This is a genomic window from Jeotgalibacillus malaysiensis (assembly GCF_044789845.1).
Taxonomy (GTDB): Bacteria; Bacillota; Bacilli; order Bacillales; family Jeotgalibacillaceae; genus Jeotgalibacillus; species Jeotgalibacillus malaysiensis_A.
In genome coordinates this window covers 634,199-652,040 of the sequence record NZ_CP085252.1, presented here as the reverse complement: position 1 = coordinate 652,040, position 17,842 = coordinate 634,199, and the positions used below count along the sequence as shown (strand labels likewise).

Genomic DNA, 17,842 nt, shown 5'->3' with positions numbered 1-17,842 from the left:
AGTTATATATGTTATTCCGTTCTTATTTTGATGACAAACTTGCACAATATTCATATCTTGTAGGATGCCAGCGTACAGGTGAGGCGATTCTGATTGATCCGCCGCGTGACGTAGAGCCAATTCTTGCAGATGCTAAAAAAGAAGGACTAAATGTTTCAGCTGCGACTGAAACGCATATTCACGCAGACTTTGTTTCCGGTGCACGTCAGCTTGCTGAAAAGCATGGTGTAAAACTTTATCTTTCTGATGAAGGCGACAATGACTGGAAATATCAATATACAGACAATCTGGATGTTCAGCCGCTGACAGATGGTGATGAATTCAAGATTGGAAATATCAAATTTGAAGTGATGCATACACCAGGTCATACCCCAGAGAGTATCTCCTTAGTTCTAACTGACCTTGGCGGCGGTGCTGACAAGCCAATGGGTATCTTCACAGGAGACTTTGTTTTCGTTGGGGATATCGGCCGTCCTGACTTACTTGAAAAAGCTGCCGGTGCTGCAGGTACTGCTGAAACAGGTGCAAAATCAATGTTCAAATCACTTCAGCGTTTCAAAGAACTGCCTGATCACATGATGGTATGGCCAGGTCACGGTGCAGGAAGTGCCTGTGGTAAATCACTTGGGGCTGTCCCACAGTCAACTGTCGGATATGAAAAACAGTTCAACTGGGCACTGAATGAAAATGACGAGCAGAAATTTATTGAAGAACTGCTGAAGGATCAGCCGGAAGCACCTAAATATTTTGCTCAAATGAAGAAAGTGAATAAGCTTGGACCTGCAATTGTAGAAGAAACATCAGTTGAATGGTTTGAAAATGCTGAAGAAGTTGTAGAATTCAGCAAGCATGATGGCAACATTCTGATTGATACGCGCCAGTCTAAAGAAGCTGAAAAAGGACTTGTTCCAGGTTCAATTAACATTCCATTTGGCAAAATGCTGCCAAACTGGGCTGGCTGGTTAGTGAATTATGATGAAAAGATTGCACTAGTCGTTGAAAAAGATCAGGCTGAAGAAGCAATGAAAATTCTGCGTTCTATCCATTTAGATCATGTAGTAAAGCTGGCTGATCCTTCACTGATTGAATCTGTTGCAACTGAAACGTATCAGTCTGTTGATACTGAAGAGTTTGCAAAGCAGAAGGATCAGACTGATTATCAGGTAATTGACGTCCGTAACGATTCTGAATGGAACAGCGGACGCATTGAAGGAACAGAGCACAAAATGCTTGGACACCTTCGCGACGCAGGTAAAGAGCTTGATAAAAACAAGCCTGTATTGATCCACTGTCAGTCAGGTGCACGCTCAGCAATCGCTGCAAGTGTGATGCTGTCACTTGGATTTGACGATGTGACACACTTAAACGGCGGATTCAATGCATGGTCTAATAACCGCCCTAAAGAAGTTGTAACGAACTAAGAAAGGGGTAAGCTTAATGGAATGGATTTTAATTGGTGCTGTCGTGCTTTTCTTCGTCTGGCGCATGATGCCGGCGAAGGGTGTACGCACCATTTCTCCGGATGAATTGAAAGCAATGAAAAAAACAAAGGATTCCCAGTGGATCGATGTGAGAACACCTGGAGAATTCAAAGCACGCAATATGAGAGGGTTTGACAATATCCCGCTAGGCAGTCTGCCAAATCAGACGTCAAAGCTTGATCCTGAAAAAGAAACGATTGTCCTGTGTCAAAGCGGAATGCGCAGTGCACAGGCTGCGAAAATATTAAAGAAAAAAGGATTCAAAAACGTTGCAAATGTTCGCGGCGGAATGAATCAACTTTAACCGAGGAGTGTATATATTTTATGCATGCAGATCACAAGTTAGACGCAAAGGGCTTAGCTTGCCCAATGCCAATCGTACGTACAAAGAAATCAATGGCGAACCTTCAGGAAGGTGAAGTGCTCGAAATCACTACGACTGATCAGGGTTCCCTTGCAGATATGAAGGCATGGTGCAGATCAACAGGTAACGAATACCTGTCAGGTACTGAAGAAGGAAACGTACAGGTGCATTATATTAAGCGCGTTGAAAAGAAGCAGTATGTGCCAAAAACAGAACTGAAGTCTATAACAAACGAAGAGCTTGAAGCGATTATCGCTGAAAAGCCTGCAGTCATCCTTGATGTACGTGAGCCTGAAGAGTACGCTGGCGGACACATCCCAGGCGCTCACTCTGTACCGCTTGCACAGGTTGAGAACTATATTGCAGCACTTCCTGAGGAAGAAACAGTATATGTGCTTTGTAAGTCAGGAAAACGCAGTCAGGCTGCATGTGACAACATCAGATCAAATGGCCGCGAGAACCTGATCCGTGTAACACCAGGTATGAGTGAATGGAATGGACCGATCGCAACTTCGTTTGCAGCGACTGCAGGTGTAAGATAAATTTTTGAACGGAACCCGAAAAGCCGAGGCTTTTCGGGTTTTTTGCGAGATGCGACCTTGTGATGATGGTGGTTCGAGGAATTTTTGCTGATGTTCGGAGAATAACTAAGGTGGTTCAAAGAATAATTGCCATAGTTCGTGGAATCGTGTAATTAGACCTACGCCATTTCCATTAAAAAACCGGAGAGCATCCTCTACTCTCCGGCATCAATCGTAGGAAATAACATCTCCACAGATCCTTTATACGACAAAATTGTCCCGAATAAAGGCTGGTAAATATGAATATGAACCTCAAAAAGCTCTGTCTGCTTATTGTATTCCTCAAGAACCGTTGCTCTTACACCAAGCAGTCTGGGGATCCTCATATATTTTTTTCCGATATGAAGGGTCATGTCACGCGAAGTTAACAGCATTCCACCAGTTTTAGTTGCCTTCAGATTAAGCGGCAGCCGTGCAACGCCCCACTGGTCAGTGAAGTTATCAACCGTGTTCGGCTCATCCCCTTCTTTCATTTTGTCATAAAAGCAGCGGACTGTTTCCGGGAATGTAAAACTGCGTCTCCATGACATCGTTTCACGGCCATGCCTGTCACGGTATGCAGCGTTCTCCATATAAAAAGGAATCTCTTCTCCCCTTTCAGGAAAAGCGAAATTCATTTTCACACCTAAATGAGATACTTTTCGTACCAGCCTGGACCCGCCCTTAATTTCATGCATGGTTCCTTTGGTAATAACTTTATAGTCAGATGAACTGTTCAACGCATACTTTTTCCGCAGGGATGGATGCAGCTTTTCAAAGTTTTCACCCATTGCTTTTTGAAACATCGATTTCATCCGGAAACGCCTCCTTAAGGCTTATTATTTACGTTCATTATATCACGGAACGCGATTCATCCCCTGATCCCGTCGGCAAAAGCGCCACCCATCAATCTGATGAGTGGCGCTGAATGTTGAGGTTATTTGTAAATCTGTTTTTGATACTGAGAGACCTTTTTCCACTTCTTCTTTTCTAAAATTTGTTCACGTCTGTTTGATTTTCTATCAAGGTAAGCGAGTTCTTTTTGCAGCTTCGCATAACTGTTATAACGATCCTGTTCAAGCCCTCCTTCTTCGATTGCCTCACGGATTGCACAGCCCGGCTCTGTTTCATGACTGCAGTCTCTGAACTGACATGCTTCTGCAAGCGATTCAATATCCTGAAAGCCCTGCGAAAGACCACTGTCTGACTCCCAAAGCTGCAGCTCTCTCATCCCGGGCGTGTCAATGATCACACCTTTATCAGGGAGCATGATCAGCTCTCTGTGTGTCGTCGTGTGCTTTCCTTTACTGTCATCTTCACGGATGTCATTAACCATCATTTTTTGTTCACCAATCAGTGCGTTCATGATGGAAGACTTTCCTACACCTGACGAACCCATGATAGCAACTGTTACCCCATCGTCAATATGGCTTTTTAATTCATCGAGTCCTGTTCCGGTGTATGCACTTGTGACAAGAACTGGCACGCCCATTGCAGCGGCCTCTGCTTCTATTGCTTTTTCTTCGCTATCTTCACAGAGGTCTGCTTTTGATAAAACTACAATCGGATTCGCACCGCTTTCCCAGGCGGTAATCAGATATCTTTCAAGTCTTCTCAGGTTAAAATCATGGTTGAGTGACATCACAAGAAACGTAATATCTATATTGGCTGCGACGATTTGTTCGTTTGTCAGATCACCAGCTGCTTTTCGTGAGAATTTCGATGTTCTTTCAAGCACTTGATGAATCATCGCATGTCCTTCACCTGAAGGCAGTGAGACCATGACCCAGTCGCCGACAGCCGGATAATCTTCTCTCACTGACGCCTGGTGCCGGTATTTTCCTGTAACTTCTGCTAAATGGATTGATGTGTCTGTTTGTATTTTGTACAGATTTTTATATTCAGTAATGATTCTCGCAGGTGTGAGGTCTGATTGACCAGCTTTTTCCTGCCATTTTTCGTTCCATCCTAATTTCGTTAATGTATTCAATGTTCGTTCCTCCTGTTTTTAAATAGATAGCTTTGTGAAAGTTGGCTGATGATTTCCGCTTCAGCTTTGCATAATCAACTATTCTTCTTTCCAAAACTAAATAAAAAAGTCCGCTGATTTGTGTGTGTACACAAACCCGCGGACTTCTGATGTTAAACAGAAAGATCCTATTCCTTAATTGGAAGCCTCTAAATGGGCAAACGGGTTGTGTACAATTGAAACAATGATCTCTTTAAGGTTTCTCATCATACATCACGCCCTTTCCAAATACTTCTTGTTCATTATAATTGAAAGCGCTATGATTGACTAGCGGTTTTTTGAAAGTTTTTTTGAAAGTTGGCTGGTGGTTTCCGTTTCAGGCGGATGCTTTCCGCGGCCGGGCGGTGAGCCCGCAGGCTTCGCCATGCCTGTTCTCACGCGTCCCTTCCTGCCGCAGGAGTCACCGCCTTACACTCCAACCACCAGCTGTGCAACAATAATAATGGATTATAATAAAACCATCATTTTGATATGGAGGTCACCTTTCATGAAAAAAATTTTGATTATCGGTTCGGGTGGAGCGGGTAAGTCTACGCTTGCGAAGCAGTTGGGACAAAAGCTTTCGATGCCAGTGCATCATCTTGATACAATCTTCTGGAAACCTGGCTGGACGCCTTCAGAACGGGAGTCATTCAGGGCAGAAGTTGAAGAGCTGATGTCGGGTGATAGTTGAAGAGCTGATGTCGGGTGATGAATGGATTATGGACGGTAATTTCAGGAGTACGCTAGATACGAGGCTGAAACGATGTGATACGGTCATTTTTCTTCACTATCCGAGATGGATCTGTCTGCGACGCGTGGTTAAGCGAAGGCTGATGTACCATGGAAAAAGCCGTCCGGATATGACGGAGGGCTGTGAAGAAAAGATCGATCTGGATTTTTTGAAATGGATCTATTTTTATAACGACCGGCAGGCACCTAAAGTGCTCGAAAAGCTGCGCCAATCGGACTTAGAGAACATCATTATATTAAAATCCCCTTCCAAAACAGAGAAGTGGCTTAACTCTCTCTCTTCTTCTTAAAGCCGACAGCAGTTACTGCCATCTCCGGCCAGAAGTTCCGGTAAGTAAGTGTTACGTGTTCAAACCCTGCTCTCTCCAGACGGTGATACATATCATTTCCCATCATTCTGGTCAGATTCGGACTTGCGGTTTCTTCTCTTGGCTGCATCGTAATCACAATCCGGCCATCTTCTTTTAAAGATGAGTATAACTTTTCAAGTGCCCGGTCCGGGTCTTCCCATATCGTAAAGTTATTAACTGAAAGAATTTTATCATAATATTTTTCAGGAAGATTGATATGCTCTGCCATCCCCTGCATGATTCTTACTTTCCCATTTTCAAGCTGTTTTCTGAGTCTTTTTTCAGCAAGCTGAGCCATTGCTGCTGAAGCATCGAGCCCGTCTACTGTGACCCCTTTTTTCAAAATATTCTCAAGGCACACCCCTGGGCCAAATCCAATTTCGAGGACATGTTCACTGGGATGCAGATCCAGACAACCAGATGCCCAACGGTTGAGTTTTCGGTTTTCTTTTGACATGATGAAACCAGCCACTTTTCCTGCTTTGCCCTCCGGGTGGCTGAACTGCTTAAAAAATGGAACTGTCATTTTCCGCACCTGCCTCATTTATGTTGTACAGTTACTTTTTACTGTTTTTCACCATTTTAAACTTTTCAATAAGCTGTTTAGTCATTTTAGATATAGGGAATTAAGCACTAAGGCGGATCAAAATAACCAGGACATTCGAAAGGAGACAACATGAAAAAAGAGAAAGAAGTAAGAAAACCGCTTGGAAGGGTATTTTACATATCCGCTGCAATCATTGCTGCACTTGTGCTGATTGGAGCATTCTTACCTAACCAGTTTGCCGCAGGTGCGAATGCTGCATTCGGATTCACAACCCAATCGTTTGGGTGGCTTTATTTGTTAGCAGTATTCTTCTTTGTAATATTTTTAATTTTCCTTGCCTTAAGCCGATATGGACGTGTCAGGCTTGGTGAAGATGACGAACGCCCGGATTATCCGTTTTTCACCTGGATCGGGATGTTATTCTCAGCAGGATTTGGTGTGAGCCTTGTATTTTGGGGAATCGCAGAGCCAATGAGCCATTTTTACACCTCTCCAGAAGCTGGAGTGGAGCCATTAACTGAGGAAGCTGCAAGACTTTCAATGGCGTATTCATTTTTCCACTGGGGTATCAGTCAGTGGTCAACGTTTGCAATTGTTGGCTTAATCATTGCATACTTCCAGTTCCGCAGAAAAACAAATGGTTTAATTTCAACCAGTCTTTCACCAATGATTAAAGAAGGAAAAATGAAGCAGCCTCTGAACCAGACGATCGATATTCTTGCAGTTATTGCAACTGTAATGGGAGTTGCAACATCACTTGGGCTTGGAATATTACAAATCAACGGCGGATTGAACAGTGTGTTTGATATTCCAAACAATGCTTTTGTACAAGTGATGATTACTTTAGTGTTAACTGCATTATTCCTGCTTTCAACAACAACCGGGATTGATAAGGGGATTAAATGGCTGAGCAATATCAACCTCGGTGCAGCACTTGTACTGATGTTATTTGTATTCTTTGTTGGACCGACTATATTTATTTTGGAAACATTCGTACTTGGGCTTGGAGATTACATTACAAACTTTGTCCGTTACAGCCTCCGTCTTCAGCCGTATGTAGAGGGTACCTGGGTCCGCGACTGGACAATCTTCTACTGGGCATGGGTAATTGCATGGTCACCGTTTGTCGGTGCATTCATTGCACGTGTATCAAGAGGGCGTACGATCCGGGAGTTTGTTGTTGGCGTACTGATTGTTCCTCCGGCGATTGCAATCTTGTGGATTGCTGTATTCGGTGGTACTGCACTGCACCTTGATTTATTCCAGGGTACTTCTATTGCAGAAGCTGTTAATAACGATGTGACGAGTGCATTGTTCTCAACATTTGATCAATTACCGTTTTCAACTGTATTATCAGTGCTTTCGGTTCTGCTGATTCTGACCTTCCTGATCACTTCAGCAGACTCTGCTACTTATATTATCAGTAGTATGACAACGAGTGGCGGACTGAACCCACCTTTAGTTGTACGTATCGTATGGGGCGTGCTGCTTGGTTCCATCTCAGCGGTTCTGCTAGTTGCCAGCGGACTTGAAGGGCTGCAGACAGCCTCACTTGTGTCCGCCCTGCCATTTACAATCATCTTAATCTTTATGATAATTACATTGTTTACCTTACTGCGAAAAGAATTTCCGCGTCCTAAATTGAAGACAGCCAAACAATTGAAGGCGGAAAGAAAAGCACGTGAAGAGAAGTAGTATTTAAAAATGCCGGGGCACATATCCCCCGGCATTTTTTCTATGATCATTATTCTTCTTCAGCTTCCTCAAGCGCTGCCAGCATGCGTGCCTGCTTTATGTCTATTTCCTTCTCTATTGATGAAGGGACGTCACCACTCGGCATACGCCATCTGACGTGCCACGGAAACAACTCCTTCATACTGTCTTCATATAGTTCCCCTTCCTCAGGCACTTCATGTCCAGTTATTCTTCCGTTTTCCATCAGCAACTTTACAGCAAGCGACGCGCCTGAACCTGTATCGTTTTCTTCAGGCAGAAACTCTTCAAAGGCATACCAGATATACAGTTCTTCTTCATTTCCACCGTAGACTTTATATGAATCAGTTACTTCCCCCTGATTGTTCACGAAAGCCAGTTCTTTTTTTAAATAGGCTGAAGCACTGTTCGCGTTATATTCAGGAATTGAAGCAAAGATATTCACCGCTATAATCGCTGCGGTGGTAAGTGAAATAACAGTTAGTCCGATTTTGGCAGATTTTTTTAATCTCATACTGGAATCATCCCCTAAGCCCTTTTCAACTTATATTCTCCAACCGATTGGAAAATCCTGTTTCCTTTTAATATATTTTCTCTTTAATTGAAAACCTTTATTAAAGTTGTCTGTTGATTGCAGCGAGAGAAGGGACGCTTCAATCAGCAGTTATGCAAAAACAACAATCAGCTTTAACATAACTAATTGAAAAAAACTGTCTGCCATATCAGTTTCCACTGTTATCACAGACAGTTTTTCAACTTCAGTTTATTACGAAGGCTGTTTTTGCGTTTCGTGCTCTTTGATCAGATCAGCTGTCAGCTGGCCTGATAGTGTCACCATTGGCACGCCGCCACCCGGGTGAGTTGAGCCGCCAACAAAGTAGAGATTATTATAAAGCTCACTTTTGGCAGGGATCTTAAAGCCGCCGTTCTTTTTCTTATCTGAAGCAACGCCATAGATTGAGCCGCCATTTGGTCCATATAGCTCTTCAAGGTCTTCAGGTGTGAAACGGTATTCGAACTCAATTGATTCTCTAAGTCCCTTCATCCCGTTTCTTTCAAGCTTATCAATAACAAGCTCACGATATTCTGACCAGTCATATTTGCCCTGCTCTCCTTCTTTCAAAGGTGGAACATGAGTCAGTACGAACAGATTATCCTTGCCTTTTGGCGCCTGTGTTTCATCAGAGCGTGCAGAGATTCCGATATAAACGGTTGGATCGTCAGAAGGGATTCCTTTTTCAAAAATATCATGGAACTCTTTCTCAGGATTTTCCGAGAAGAAGAAGTTATGATGCTTCAGGTCTGTAAACTCGCGGTCTACACCAAGTAGCAGGACAAGTCCCGATACACTTGGAACAAACTTTTTGTTCAGCTTCTTCGCTTCCTTCTTACCTTCCTTACGTGGCACAAGGTTTCGGTAGGCAGGGATGGCTTCAAGGTTGGATACGACAATATCCGCTTCATGAAGGGTACCGTCGGCTGTACGGATGCCTGTTACCTCTTTGCCCTCAATCACAAGGTGATCAACAGGTGTGTTCAGCTGAATGTCTACACGCAGCTCATTCAACAGTTTCTTCATTCCTTCAGCGATATTGTACATACCGCCTTTTACATAATGAATACCAAGACCGAGCTGCACATAGATCAGCTGATTTAAAATCGCTGGTGCATGGTAAGGGTTTGACCCTACATACATGACGAAGAAGTTAAACATCTGCTCTAGATATTTATTGTTCAGGCGCTTTTTTGTCCCGTCTGCCACTGTATTTAATGGATCCATCGCCATCAGTTCTTTTAACGTATGATGCTGCTTCAGGTCCTTCAAGTCAGCAAGGCTGTATTTGTAAAAGCTCTTCATACAGAGCTCATACATATTTTCAGCATAATGAATCAGCTCTGTCAGCTTAGCGGACGTGTCACCGGAGACCTTTTTCATTTCTTCAAGCATATCAGGCAGGTCACTTGTTACATCGATTTTCGTTCCGTCTTCAAAGAAGGTGCGCCACTGCGGCTCGACTCTTTCAATTGTTATGTAATCCTCTACTCTTCTATGAACGCTTGAGAACAGCTGCTCAAGTACCCAGGGCATTGTCAGAATTGATGGTCCTGTATCAAAGCTGAATCCTTTTCCTTCTCTTTTGTTCAGCTTGCCACCCACATTACTGTTTTTCTCAAGGATCTTTACGTCATACCCGTCACCTGCAAGGCGAATTGCTGCTGACATGCCAGCAAGTCCTGCTCCAACTACGATTGCTTTTTTCTTCATACTTCCACTCCCTTTTTTCAGTATATAAACGGAATCAGCCTGTATCTGCGCTTCATCCATTCTTCGTATTCCGGACCGAACTTTGAAATCAGCAATTTCTCTTCATAGCGGATCCGGATTAACAGTGTTACCGTCAGAAGAACTGCTCCTGCAAGTGTTGCGATAATGCTGGCAAAAAATAGCGTCATGCCTGTCCCAATAAAAAAAAGACCGGTATAAAGCGGATGCCGCAGCTTGCTGTAGGGACCTGTACTGACAATCTGGTCCCCTTCCCTGACCGTTACATGACGTGTAAACTGGGATTTCAGATGAAGGATGCCCCAGTACCTGAAACCTACACCTGCTGCAAATAGAATCAAACCTGTCCAGGTAACAAAAGTTTCTCCCCCGGACCCTCTCAGTTCCTGGAGAATCAGCGCAAGTCCGATCATGCCAAGGAGACTTAAGAGAATGTAGTAAAAGGATTTCTGTTCAAGCGGATCGCCTTCTCCGGGGCCACGATTGCGGAAGAATATAAATTCCCCAATCCATATGATACTGACAATGATAAATATCCATTCAGCTAGAGACATCGGATTCTCCTTCCGCTTTCATTGCTTCTATTGAATATATAGAATTTTCTGAACTAAAACAATGAATAATAGGCACTTATATAGCTGTTATTTCCTATTTTGAACAGAAAAAAACCTTCTTATTGATAAAAGAAGGTTTACTTCTATATTAATATTTTACTTATTATGCTGACTGCTCGAGGTCTTCGTCCACAACGATTGGACGGAGCCCTGAATCGCTTGCAGCAAGACGGGCTTTAACTGTATAAAAGAAGGCTGCAATTGATGCTGCTGTAATGAGTGCAGCGCCTGCATATGCCCATTCGATCGGCAGTCGGAAGCCAATTTCTGCGTTCAAAATGTAAGTGAATGTTGCCATCGTGATAAATGCTGCCGGAACTGCTGCAATCCAGAAGTTTTTACGTTGCAGTGCCAGATACATGGCACCTACCCATAAGGCAATCATTGCGGTTGACTGGTTCGCCCAGGAGAAATATCTCCACAGCAGATTGAAATCAACCTGTGTCAGTACGACTGAAATCACAAATAGTGTTACTGCGATCCACAGACGGTTTGACATCTTCTTCTGCCCCACTTTAATATAATCCGCAATAATCATACGCGCACTTCTGAAGGCAGTATCGCCTGATGTGATCGGAAGGATGATAACCCCGATAATAGCAAGTGTTCCGCCAATTGCACCAAGTGTTGTAATCGATACTTCTCTAACGACTGCAGCAGGTCCGCCCGCAGCCAGAATTTCATTCAGGTCTGCTCCGTTAAACAGCGCCATACCGGCAGCTGCCCAGATCATTGCGATAATACCCTCTAAAATCATCATGCCGTAGAAGATTTTTCTTCCCTGGCCCTCTTTTTGTGTTGTTCTTGAAATGATTGGTGACTGTGTTGCATGGAAGCCTGACAGTGCCCCGCATGAAATTGTTAAGAATAACAGTGGAAATACTGCCAGTCCGGCCGGATGCATGTTCTCAAAAGTCATTTCAGGAATAGGATGCCCCTGAACGACCAGTGCACCACCAATTCCGATTGCACTGATCAAAAGCAGTGCCCCAAAAATCGGATATAGACGTCCGATGATTTTATCAACCGGAAGCAGTGTTGCGACAATATAATACAGGAAGATGCAGACGATAATTGCGCCCATTGTAATCCAAGCTGGTGAAATGTCTGCAATTAATGCTGCCGGTGCCGTCACAAATACTGTTCCGACAAGCACCAGTAAAAGGATTGAAAATGCATTTACCACATGTCTGAAAGCTTTTCCTAAAAACTTACCCGCAAGTTCAGGCAGGTGGGCCCCTTTGTTTCTGATCGAGATCATCCCTGTTAAATAATCATGAACCGCTCCAGCGAAAATACAGCCGAATACAATCCACAAAAATGCAACAGGTCCGTAAAGCGCCCCCATGATCGGTCCAAAGATCGGACCAACGCCTGCAATATTCAGTAATTGAATCATTGAATTTCTTTTTGTATCCATTGGTACGTAATCCACACCATCAGCATTTGCATAAGCTGGTGTCATCCGTTCTTCTTTCACCCCGAATACTTTCTCTACAAACTTTCCGTACGTAAAATACCCAACAATTAATATGGCAATTGCGACGAGAAATGTAACCATTTATGTTTCCCCCTCATCTATTTTGTATCCGCTTACATTTTATCGCCTTCATTCATTTTTTGGATAAGAATCGGTTAACGTGACATTATTTCAGACTGAAAAGTAAAAATAAACGCCTGAACTGTATGAAGAGATTCTTCACAGTTCAAGCGTTTCCCGTAACTCTTTTACATAATTTCTACTGACTGGAATCAGCTTTTGACTATTTCTTACTTTCAATTCAAATACATTGGTACTCCATGAGACGAGCTCTTCAACTTTTTTGATATTCACAAGGTAGCCTTTATGCACCCGGAAAAATGAGTAATATTTCAGCTTCTGCTCTAGTTCTTTAAGCGATAATTTAGTCGGATACATTCCTTTTTCACTGACTAGAAACGTATCACGCCCTTCTCTATATACGTACAGAAGTTCATCGGGCTCCAGATAAATAATCCGGTCCTCACTCTGAACAGCCAGTCTGCCTGTAGACGGTGGTTTTACTTCAGCCGGTTTCAACCTCATTTTCAGTCGATTAACCGCCTGCGCCAGCTGCTTTTCGTCGAATGGTTTTAGTAAATAATCCACCGCTTCAACACGGAAAGCTTTTACGGCATAATCCTGATAGGCTGTTGCAAATATAATCGCCGGCGGTTTTTTCATATTCTGAAGTGTTTCTGCAAGCTCTACGCCATTCATGCCGGTCATTTCAATATCCAGAAACAATACGTCCGGTTCTTTTGTCAGGATCATCTCCATTGCTTTTTCAGCAGACTGCGCCTCCCCAATCACCTGAATATCAGGGTGCTCTGATAAAAGATGGAGCAGTTCCTGTCTGCTAAGCGGCTCATCATCAATAATCACTGCACGTATCTCCATTGTTACATCACCTCTTCCAGACGCTTCGCATTCGGGCACGGGACCGAAAAGCTGATTAATGTGCCTTTCCCTTTCCCTGATTGAATCGACAGCCTGGATTTTTCATCTATCATTTTAACCAGGCGTTCATTCAGATTATACAGACCGATCCCTGTTCCTTTTTCTGATGTAACCGGACTTTCAAGAAGCGAAGTAATTCTGGCTGATTCAATTCCTTCACCGTTATCTTCAACCTCTATTTTAATCCGGTTTTCTTTTTTATTTGCTCTGACAATCAATTTACCGTCTTCACTTTTCCCCTTTAATCCATGCTTAACGGCATTTTCAACGAGCGGCTGAAGTGTAAGCGGCGGTACTGCCGCCAAAAGTGCTTCATCTTCAATTTCATAATAGACATCCAGCCGGTCATGAAACCTTGCTTCCTCAATGGATAAATATGATTTCACATGCTCAACCTCTTCACTCAGCGTTGAAACCTGACGCGTTGTACCCGCCAGATTCTGCCTGAAAAATGCTGAAAGGGAAATTAACAGCTTTCTCGCATAGTCAGGATTCGTTCTGATCAAAGAAACGATTGTATTAAGCGCATTAAATAAGAAATGTGGGCTGACCTGTGCCTGCAGCATTTTTATTTCTGATTCCCTGGCAAGCTCTTTGTGCTTTTCCCCGTCTGCAATTTCAAGCTGGTGGCTTAGCAATGTCGATAATCCCCTGATCAGTTCAAGCATAATCGGCGAGATCATTCGCTCTGAAGAAAAATAGACCTTCAGCGTTCCGATTGTCTGATCCTTTCTTTTCAGCGGTGCAATGACAGCGGCCTGCAGCATACAGTCCGGATTTTCACACTGAATGGATTCTTTTCCGACAGTGACCCCCTGACCTGATTCAATCACATATTTCGTTGCTTCCGTCCGGATCTCTTCCCCTGTGCCATGGTGGTCAAGCCCATTGCCAATATGAGAAAGGATCTTATTCCGGTCCGTAATCGCTACGGCTAAAGAAGGAATCTCTTTGTAAAGAATCGCGCATACTTCACCAGCTGACACAGGCGTTAACCCTTTTCTCATATGTGTCAGTGTGAGATTTGCGATTCTGAGTGCCTTTTGAGACTGGACAGCTCCCATCCGCTCTTCTTCCTGAATGACACTGCGTATAATGAGTACAAATAGTGCTGTTCCGATTCCATTGGCAATAATCATTGGCAGTCCAATGTCCTGCACAAGTGCAAGCGCCAGATCAAACGGACGCGCAATCCCAAGAATGATTAACATCTGAACTGCTTCTGCTGATGCTCCTACGATAAATGCAACCTGCGGCGTGACAATCCGGTTTTTCTTCTGTTTTTTAGAAATAATGCCGGCAATCACCCCTGCAACAATGGTTGCGAGTCCACATGCAAAACCTGTAAAACCACCGAGGAAAAAGCGGTGAACACCTGCAATCATGCCTGCACCCACTCCGATTCTCCAGCCACCAAGCAGACCTGCTACGACGACACCAAGCACTCTTGAGTTTGCGAGTGCCTCATCTTCATTTAATACAGTTGTCCACCTGTACATCGAATCATCAATAGGGTTTACAACAATGCCTGTATACGTTCCAATAATACCAAAGCAGCCGAACACAACGACTAACAGCAGCCGCTGCCTGAAGTTAATTTGCAGCTGCGCGTCAAACAGCCTTCTGAAAAACGGCAGTCTCGTCAGCAGGAAAGCAACCGTTACGATAATACCGAGTCTTTCAAGCATTGCGAGTACAAGCATAAGATCACCTTCTGAATTTTTGTTAACGCTATCATATCACCTTTTTGAGTGCTTGGCTTTTTTAATATTAACTAGTGACTTCAACAACGTATTCTTAATAATCTGCTACGATTTAACTCTCAAAAAATATAGATATCTCTTTTATAAGACAATTTGTAAAAGTCAATTATTTTTCTTCTACAGCTGGTGATTGGAGCGTAAGGGGCGACTCCTGCGGCAGGAAGGGACGTGTGAGACCGAGCATGGCGAAGCCTGCGGGCTCACCGCCCGGCCGCGGAAAGCGTCCCCTGGAGCGGAAATCACCAGCCAACTTCCACAAAGCCTATAAAAATAGAATGCTCCATATGGTAAGCTAAAGTTATCGAGGTGAATTTATGAATCCGACACAATTTATTCACGGTCATCAAGTGTACGGTGCACTTACTGATTCCGAGACGAGATGTGCGCATTATCATAGTGAAAGAGATATTATAGCGATCAAATTTTACTGCTGCGGCCAGTACTTCCCCTGTGTCAGCTGTCATGAGGAAAGCGGCTGTGGAAATAGACAGGTATGGCCGGCTGAATGTTTTGATGAAAAAGCAATTCTGTGCGGAAAGTGTGGAACTGAACTGACGATTCATGACTATCTTTCATCAGATTCAAGCTGTCCATCCTGCAGTTCAGCCTTCAATCCGGGGTGCAGTCTGCACAAACACCTATACTTTGAAACCTCTTAATGGTTGATTATGAGAGTCATAATGTGTTTATATTATAGAAGAAAAAGTCTGTAGAGGAGTTGCCCCTTTGCTACATTATCGAACATATTTTTCACAGCAGTCCCTCCCCTGGGTGACATTCATTCACGGCGCGGGAGGCAGTTCAAGCATCTGGTTCAAACAGGTTAAAGAATATAGAAAACATTTTAATGTACTTGTTATCGATCTCCGGGGACACGGTCAGTCTGAGCGGGGACGCTGGAGAAAAGGTGATACATTTAAAGATATTGCAAAAGAAGTGATTGATGTACTGGATGCAGAAAAAATCAAGCATTCGCATTTTATCGGGATCTCACTCGGGACAATCGTGGTTCAGACGATTACGAGTGAATACACGCAGTATGTGCGCTCCCAGACGTTATGCGGTGCGATTATCCAGCTTGATATCCGCACAAAGTTTTTGCTTTGGGTCGGTCGCACGGCTAAGCGTTTTGTTCCTTACATGCTTCTTTATAAGCTGTTCGCATGGATCATTATGCCAAACAGAGACCATGAAGAATCACGTCTTGCTTTTGTCAACTCAGCAAAAAAGATGTGTCAGAAAGAGTTTATTAAGTGGTTTTCATTAACCAGAATGATCAACCCTTATCTGGCGAAATTGCAGCTTGACCATAAAGGCGTTCCTACTTTCTTTGTGATGGGTCAGGAAGATTATCTTTTCAGAGCTCCTGTAGAAGCACTTGTAAAAAGAGATCCTTCACTGAACTATGTAACAATCCGCAAGTCTGGTCACGTCTGTAATATTGATCAGCCTCAGGAATTCAATGAACGCACAATCGAGTATATTAAACAACAGGAAGAAACTTTTTCTGTAACCGGCTGATCGTTCAGCCGGTTTTTTCTTTTTCTATGACTCTACCGGCTATTGGGTTATAATAAGCAAAAAAGGAAGGTGAACAGAGAAATGCGTAATATGATGAAGGAATTCAGAGAGTTTGCAATGCGTGGAAATGTCCTTGAACTTGCCATTGCAGTTGTCCTCGGTGCCGCTTTCGGAAAAATTGTTACTGCTCTTGTAGAAAATATTATTATGCCGATTGTTGGAATTATTCTGGGTGGCGTCAACTTTTCAGCGCTCGCTGTTACAGTTGGAAACGCTGAGGTTACATACGGTATCTTTATTCAGGCAGTCATTGATTTTATCATCGTCGCTTTTGCGATCTTCCTGTTTGTAAAGCTGATCAACCGATTTAAACGTAAGGAAGAAGCTGAAGAAGAGAATACACCGGTCATTGATCCTCAGACAGAACTGCTGGCTGAAATTAGAGACCTGCTGAAAAAAGAAAGAATATAAAAGGCAAAAAATTCCGCCGGGGTTCCGGCGGAATTTTTTATGTCTTCATTTTCGGATCAAGTGCGTCACGCAATCCGTCACCCATTAAGTTAAATCCGAGTACAGCAAGCATTATTGCAAGTCCAGGGAAGAACAGCGTCCATGGTGCCTGTACGAGCAGTGCTCTTGACGCTGCAAGCATGGCGCCCCACTCAGGCTCCGGAATCTGTGCACCAAGTCCAAGGAAGCCAAGTGCTGCAGCTTCAAGAATCGCTGTCGCAACAGCGAGCGAGCCCTGAACGATAATCGGAGTCATTGAGTTAGGCAGAACATGTGAAAACAGAATCCGCCGGTCACTCATACCAATCGCTTTTGCTGCCATAATATATTCCTCTTCTTTTACACTTAGTACGCGCGATCTGATCAGGCGCCCGAAGTTTGGAATATTAATAATGGCAATCGCAATTAACGCGTTACGCAGTGAAGGTCCAAGGATTGATACGACCGCAATCGCTAATAGAATACTTGGGAACGCAAGCATAATATCAAATAAACGTGAGATGATTGTATCCACCCATTTACCGTAATAACCTGCAATGATGCCAAGCATACTGCCGACAATTGCTGAGCCTACTACTGCAAGAAATCCTACTGTCAGAGAAAGCCTTGCTCCATACACAACACGTGAAAAGATATCACGTCCAAAGTCATCTGTTCCAAACCAGAAATCTGCTGACGGTGGCTGCAGTCTGTTTGGCAGGTCCTGTTCATTGATTCCCTGCGGTGCAATCAGTGGTGCAAAAAGCGCTACTAAAATAAAGAAAAAGACAATACTGGTACCCACCAGTGCAATTTTATTTTTCCTGAACTTTCTCCATGCCTCTTTCCACGGAGATACTGTCTCCTCCTGAGGCGGCTTATTTGCCGGTTCCAACTTTCGAGCCGGTTCACCCAT

17 protein-coding genes and 1 pseudogene are annotated in these 17,842 nt (G+C 43.6%); 8 read left to right on the top strand and 10 right to left on the bottom strand.

All coding sequences use genetic code 11. The features are described 5' to 3' along the window. Positions 1-8: 8 nt before the first annotated feature. From LG330_RS03710 to LG330_RS03700, 3 genes are read left to right on the top strand one after another with little or no spacing between them, the layout of a single operon-like run. Positions 9-1,421, top strand: coding sequence for a rhodanese-like domain-containing protein (locus LG330_RS03710; protein ID WP_404407505.1), 1,413 nt, complete (start codon positions 9-11; stop codon positions 1,419-1,421). Between the two features lie 16 nt (positions 1,422-1,437). Beyond that, complete coding sequence (locus LG330_RS03705) at positions 1,438-1,785, top strand: rhodanese-like domain-containing protein (RefSeq protein WP_404407504.1); 348 nt, start codon at positions 1,438-1,440, stop codon at positions 1,783-1,785. Positions 1,786-1,805: 20 nt separating this feature from the next. Further along, the gene (locus tag LG330_RS03700; RefSeq protein ID WP_404407503.1) at positions 1,806-2,387 is read left to right on the top strand and encodes a sulfurtransferase TusA family protein; all 582 of its coding nucleotides are present in this window, start codon (positions 1,806-1,808) and stop codon (positions 2,385-2,387) included. Positions 2,388-2,581: 194 nt separating this feature from the next. On the opposite strand, the gene LG330_RS03695 is transcribed toward LG330_RS03700, so the two are convergent. Further along, positions 2,582-3,220, bottom strand: coding sequence for a DUF4166 domain-containing protein (locus tag LG330_RS03695; RefSeq protein ID WP_404407501.1), 639 nt, complete (start codon positions 3,218-3,220; stop codon positions 2,582-2,584). 122 nt (positions 3,221-3,342) lie between these two features. Next, entirely contained in the window at positions 3,343-4,395 is a 1,053-nt protein-coding gene (gene rsgA, locus LG330_RS03690; protein ID WP_404407499.1) for a ribosome small subunit-dependent GTPase A, read from the bottom strand. A gap of 526 nt (positions 4,396-4,921) precedes the next feature. Between rsgA and LG330_RS03685 the strand changes: the two are divergent. Next, positions 4,922-5,456: pseudogene (locus LG330_RS03685) on the top strand (DNA topology modulation protein). Here LG330_RS03685 and LG330_RS03680 read toward each other — a convergent pair. Then, positions 5,434-6,042, bottom strand: coding sequence for a class I SAM-dependent methyltransferase (locus LG330_RS03680; protein ID WP_404407497.1), 609 nt, complete (start codon positions 6,040-6,042; stop codon positions 5,434-5,436). The pseudogene LG330_RS03685 and the gene LG330_RS03680 overlap by 23 nt on opposite strands. A gap of 150 nt (positions 6,043-6,192) precedes the next feature. Between LG330_RS03680 and LG330_RS03675 the strand changes: the two genes are divergently transcribed. Further along, entirely contained in the window at positions 6,193-7,758 is a 1,566-nt protein-coding gene (locus LG330_RS03675) for a BCCT family transporter (RefSeq protein ID WP_404407495.1), read from the top strand. 49 nt (positions 7,759-7,807) lie between these two features. Here the strand turns inward: LG330_RS03675 and LG330_RS03670 are convergent, their stop codons facing one another. The 6 genes from LG330_RS03670 to LG330_RS03645 all read right to left on the bottom strand — a co-directional run bounded on the left by LG330_RS03670 (position 7,808) and on the right by LG330_RS03645 (position 14,856). Then, complete coding sequence (locus LG330_RS03670; protein ID WP_404407494.1) at positions 7,808-8,290, bottom strand: hypothetical protein; 483 nt, start codon at positions 8,288-8,290, stop codon at positions 7,808-7,810. A 252-nt stretch (positions 8,291-8,542) separates the two neighbouring features. Further along, positions 8,543-10,042 carry a phytoene desaturase family protein gene (locus LG330_RS03665; protein ID WP_404407492.1) on the bottom strand — a complete coding sequence of 500 codons (1,500 nt, stop codon included), beginning with the start codon at positions 10,040-10,042 and terminating at the stop codon, positions 8,543-8,545. 17 nt (positions 10,043-10,059) lie between these two features. Then, complete coding sequence (locus LG330_RS03660) at positions 10,060-10,614, bottom strand: methyltransferase family protein (protein WP_404407491.1); 555 nt, start codon at positions 10,612-10,614, stop codon at positions 10,060-10,062. Between the two features lie 163 nt (positions 10,615-10,777). Next, positions 10,778-12,235, bottom strand: a complete 1,458-nt coding sequence (locus LG330_RS03655; RefSeq protein ID WP_404407489.1) for a carbon starvation protein A — start codon at positions 12,233-12,235, stop codon at positions 10,778-10,780. Positions 12,236-12,373: 138 nt separating this feature from the next. After that, positions 12,374-13,093 carry a LytR/AlgR family response regulator transcription factor gene (locus tag LG330_RS03650; protein ID WP_404407487.1) on the bottom strand — a complete coding sequence of 240 codons (720 nt, stop codon included), beginning with the start codon at positions 13,091-13,093 and terminating at the stop codon, positions 12,374-12,376. Positions 13,094-13,095: 2 nt separating this feature from the next. Next, positions 13,096-14,856: a LytS/YhcK type 5TM receptor domain-containing protein gene (locus LG330_RS03645; protein WP_404407485.1), complete on the bottom strand. Its 1,761-nt coding sequence runs from the start codon at positions 14,854-14,856 to the stop codon at positions 13,096-13,098. Positions 14,857-15,230: 374 nt separating this feature from the next. On the opposite strand from LG330_RS03645, the gene LG330_RS03640 reads away from it, so the two are divergent. From LG330_RS03640 to mscL, 3 genes are all read left to right on the top strand, one after another. Next, a complete protein-coding gene (locus LG330_RS03640; RefSeq protein WP_404407483.1) occupies positions 15,231-15,575 on the top strand; it encodes a CHY zinc finger protein in 345 nt (114 codons plus the stop codon). A gap of 67 nt (positions 15,576-15,642) precedes the next feature. Continuing rightward, positions 15,643-16,437 carry an alpha/beta fold hydrolase gene (locus LG330_RS03635; RefSeq protein ID WP_404407481.1) on the top strand — a complete coding sequence of 265 codons (795 nt, stop codon included), beginning with the start codon at positions 15,643-15,645 and terminating at the stop codon, positions 16,435-16,437. 90 nt (positions 16,438-16,527) lie between these two features. Next, positions 16,528-16,908, top strand: a complete 381-nt coding sequence (gene mscL / locus LG330_RS03630; RefSeq protein ID WP_404409488.1) for a large-conductance mechanosensitive channel protein MscL — start codon at positions 16,528-16,530, stop codon at positions 16,906-16,908. A 37-nt stretch (positions 16,909-16,945) separates the two neighbouring features. Here mscL and LG330_RS03625 read toward each other — a convergent pair whose 3' ends face one another. Next, positions 16,946-17,842, bottom strand: coding sequence for an ABC transporter permease (locus tag LG330_RS03625; RefSeq protein WP_322422202.1), 897 nt, complete (start codon positions 17,840-17,842; stop codon positions 16,946-16,948).

Coding starts and splice junctions, on each gene's coding strand:
- LG330_RS03710 (WP_404407505.1), top strand. CDS start 9: ATGTTATTCCGTTCTTATTTTGATGACAAACTTGCACAATATTCATAT.
- LG330_RS03705 (WP_404407504.1), top strand. CDS start 1,438: ATGGAATGGATTTTAATTGGTGCTGTCGTGCTTTTCTTCGTCTGGCGC.
- LG330_RS03700 (WP_404407503.1), top strand. CDS start 1,806: ATGCATGCAGATCACAAGTTAGACGCAAAGGGCTTAGCTTGCCCAATG.
- LG330_RS03695 (WP_404407501.1), bottom strand. CDS start 3,220: ATGAAATCGATGTTTCAAAAAGCAATGGGTGAAAACTTTGAAAAGCTG.
- LG330_RS03680 (WP_404407497.1), bottom strand. CDS start 6,042: ATGACAGTTCCATTTTTTAAGCAGTTCAGCCACCCGGAGGGCAAAGCA.
- LG330_RS03675 (WP_404407495.1), top strand. CDS start 6,193: ATGAAAAAAGAGAAAGAAGTAAGAAAACCGCTTGGAAGGGTATTTTAC.
- LG330_RS03670 (WP_404407494.1), bottom strand. CDS start 8,290: ATGAGATTAAAAAAATCTGCCAAAATCGGACTAACTGTTATTTCACTT.
- LG330_RS03665 (WP_404407492.1), bottom strand. CDS start 10,042: ATGAAGAAAAAAGCAATCGTAGTTGGAGCAGGACTTGCTGGCATGTCA.
- LG330_RS03660 (WP_404407491.1), bottom strand. CDS start 10,614: ATGTCTCTAGCTGAATGGATATTTATCATTGTCAGTATCATATGGATT.
- LG330_RS03655 (WP_404407489.1), bottom strand. CDS start 12,235: ATGGTTACATTTCTCGTCGCAATTGCCATATTAATTGTTGGGTATTTT.
- LG330_RS03650 (WP_404407487.1), bottom strand. CDS start 13,093: ATGGAGATACGTGCAGTGATTATTGATGATGAGCCGCTTAGCAGACAG.
- LG330_RS03645 (WP_404407485.1), bottom strand. CDS start 14,856: ATGCTTGTACTCGCAATGCTTGAAAGACTCGGTATTATCGTAACGGTT.
- LG330_RS03640 (WP_404407483.1), top strand. CDS start 15,231: ATGAATCCGACACAATTTATTCACGGTCATCAAGTGTACGGTGCACTT.
- mscL (WP_404409488.1), top strand. CDS start 16,528: ATGATGAAGGAATTCAGAGAGTTTGCAATGCGTGGAAATGTCCTTGAA.
- LG330_RS03625 (WP_322422202.1), bottom strand. CDS start 17,842: ATGGGTGAACCGGCTCGAAAGTTGGAACCGGCAAATAAGCCGCCTCAG.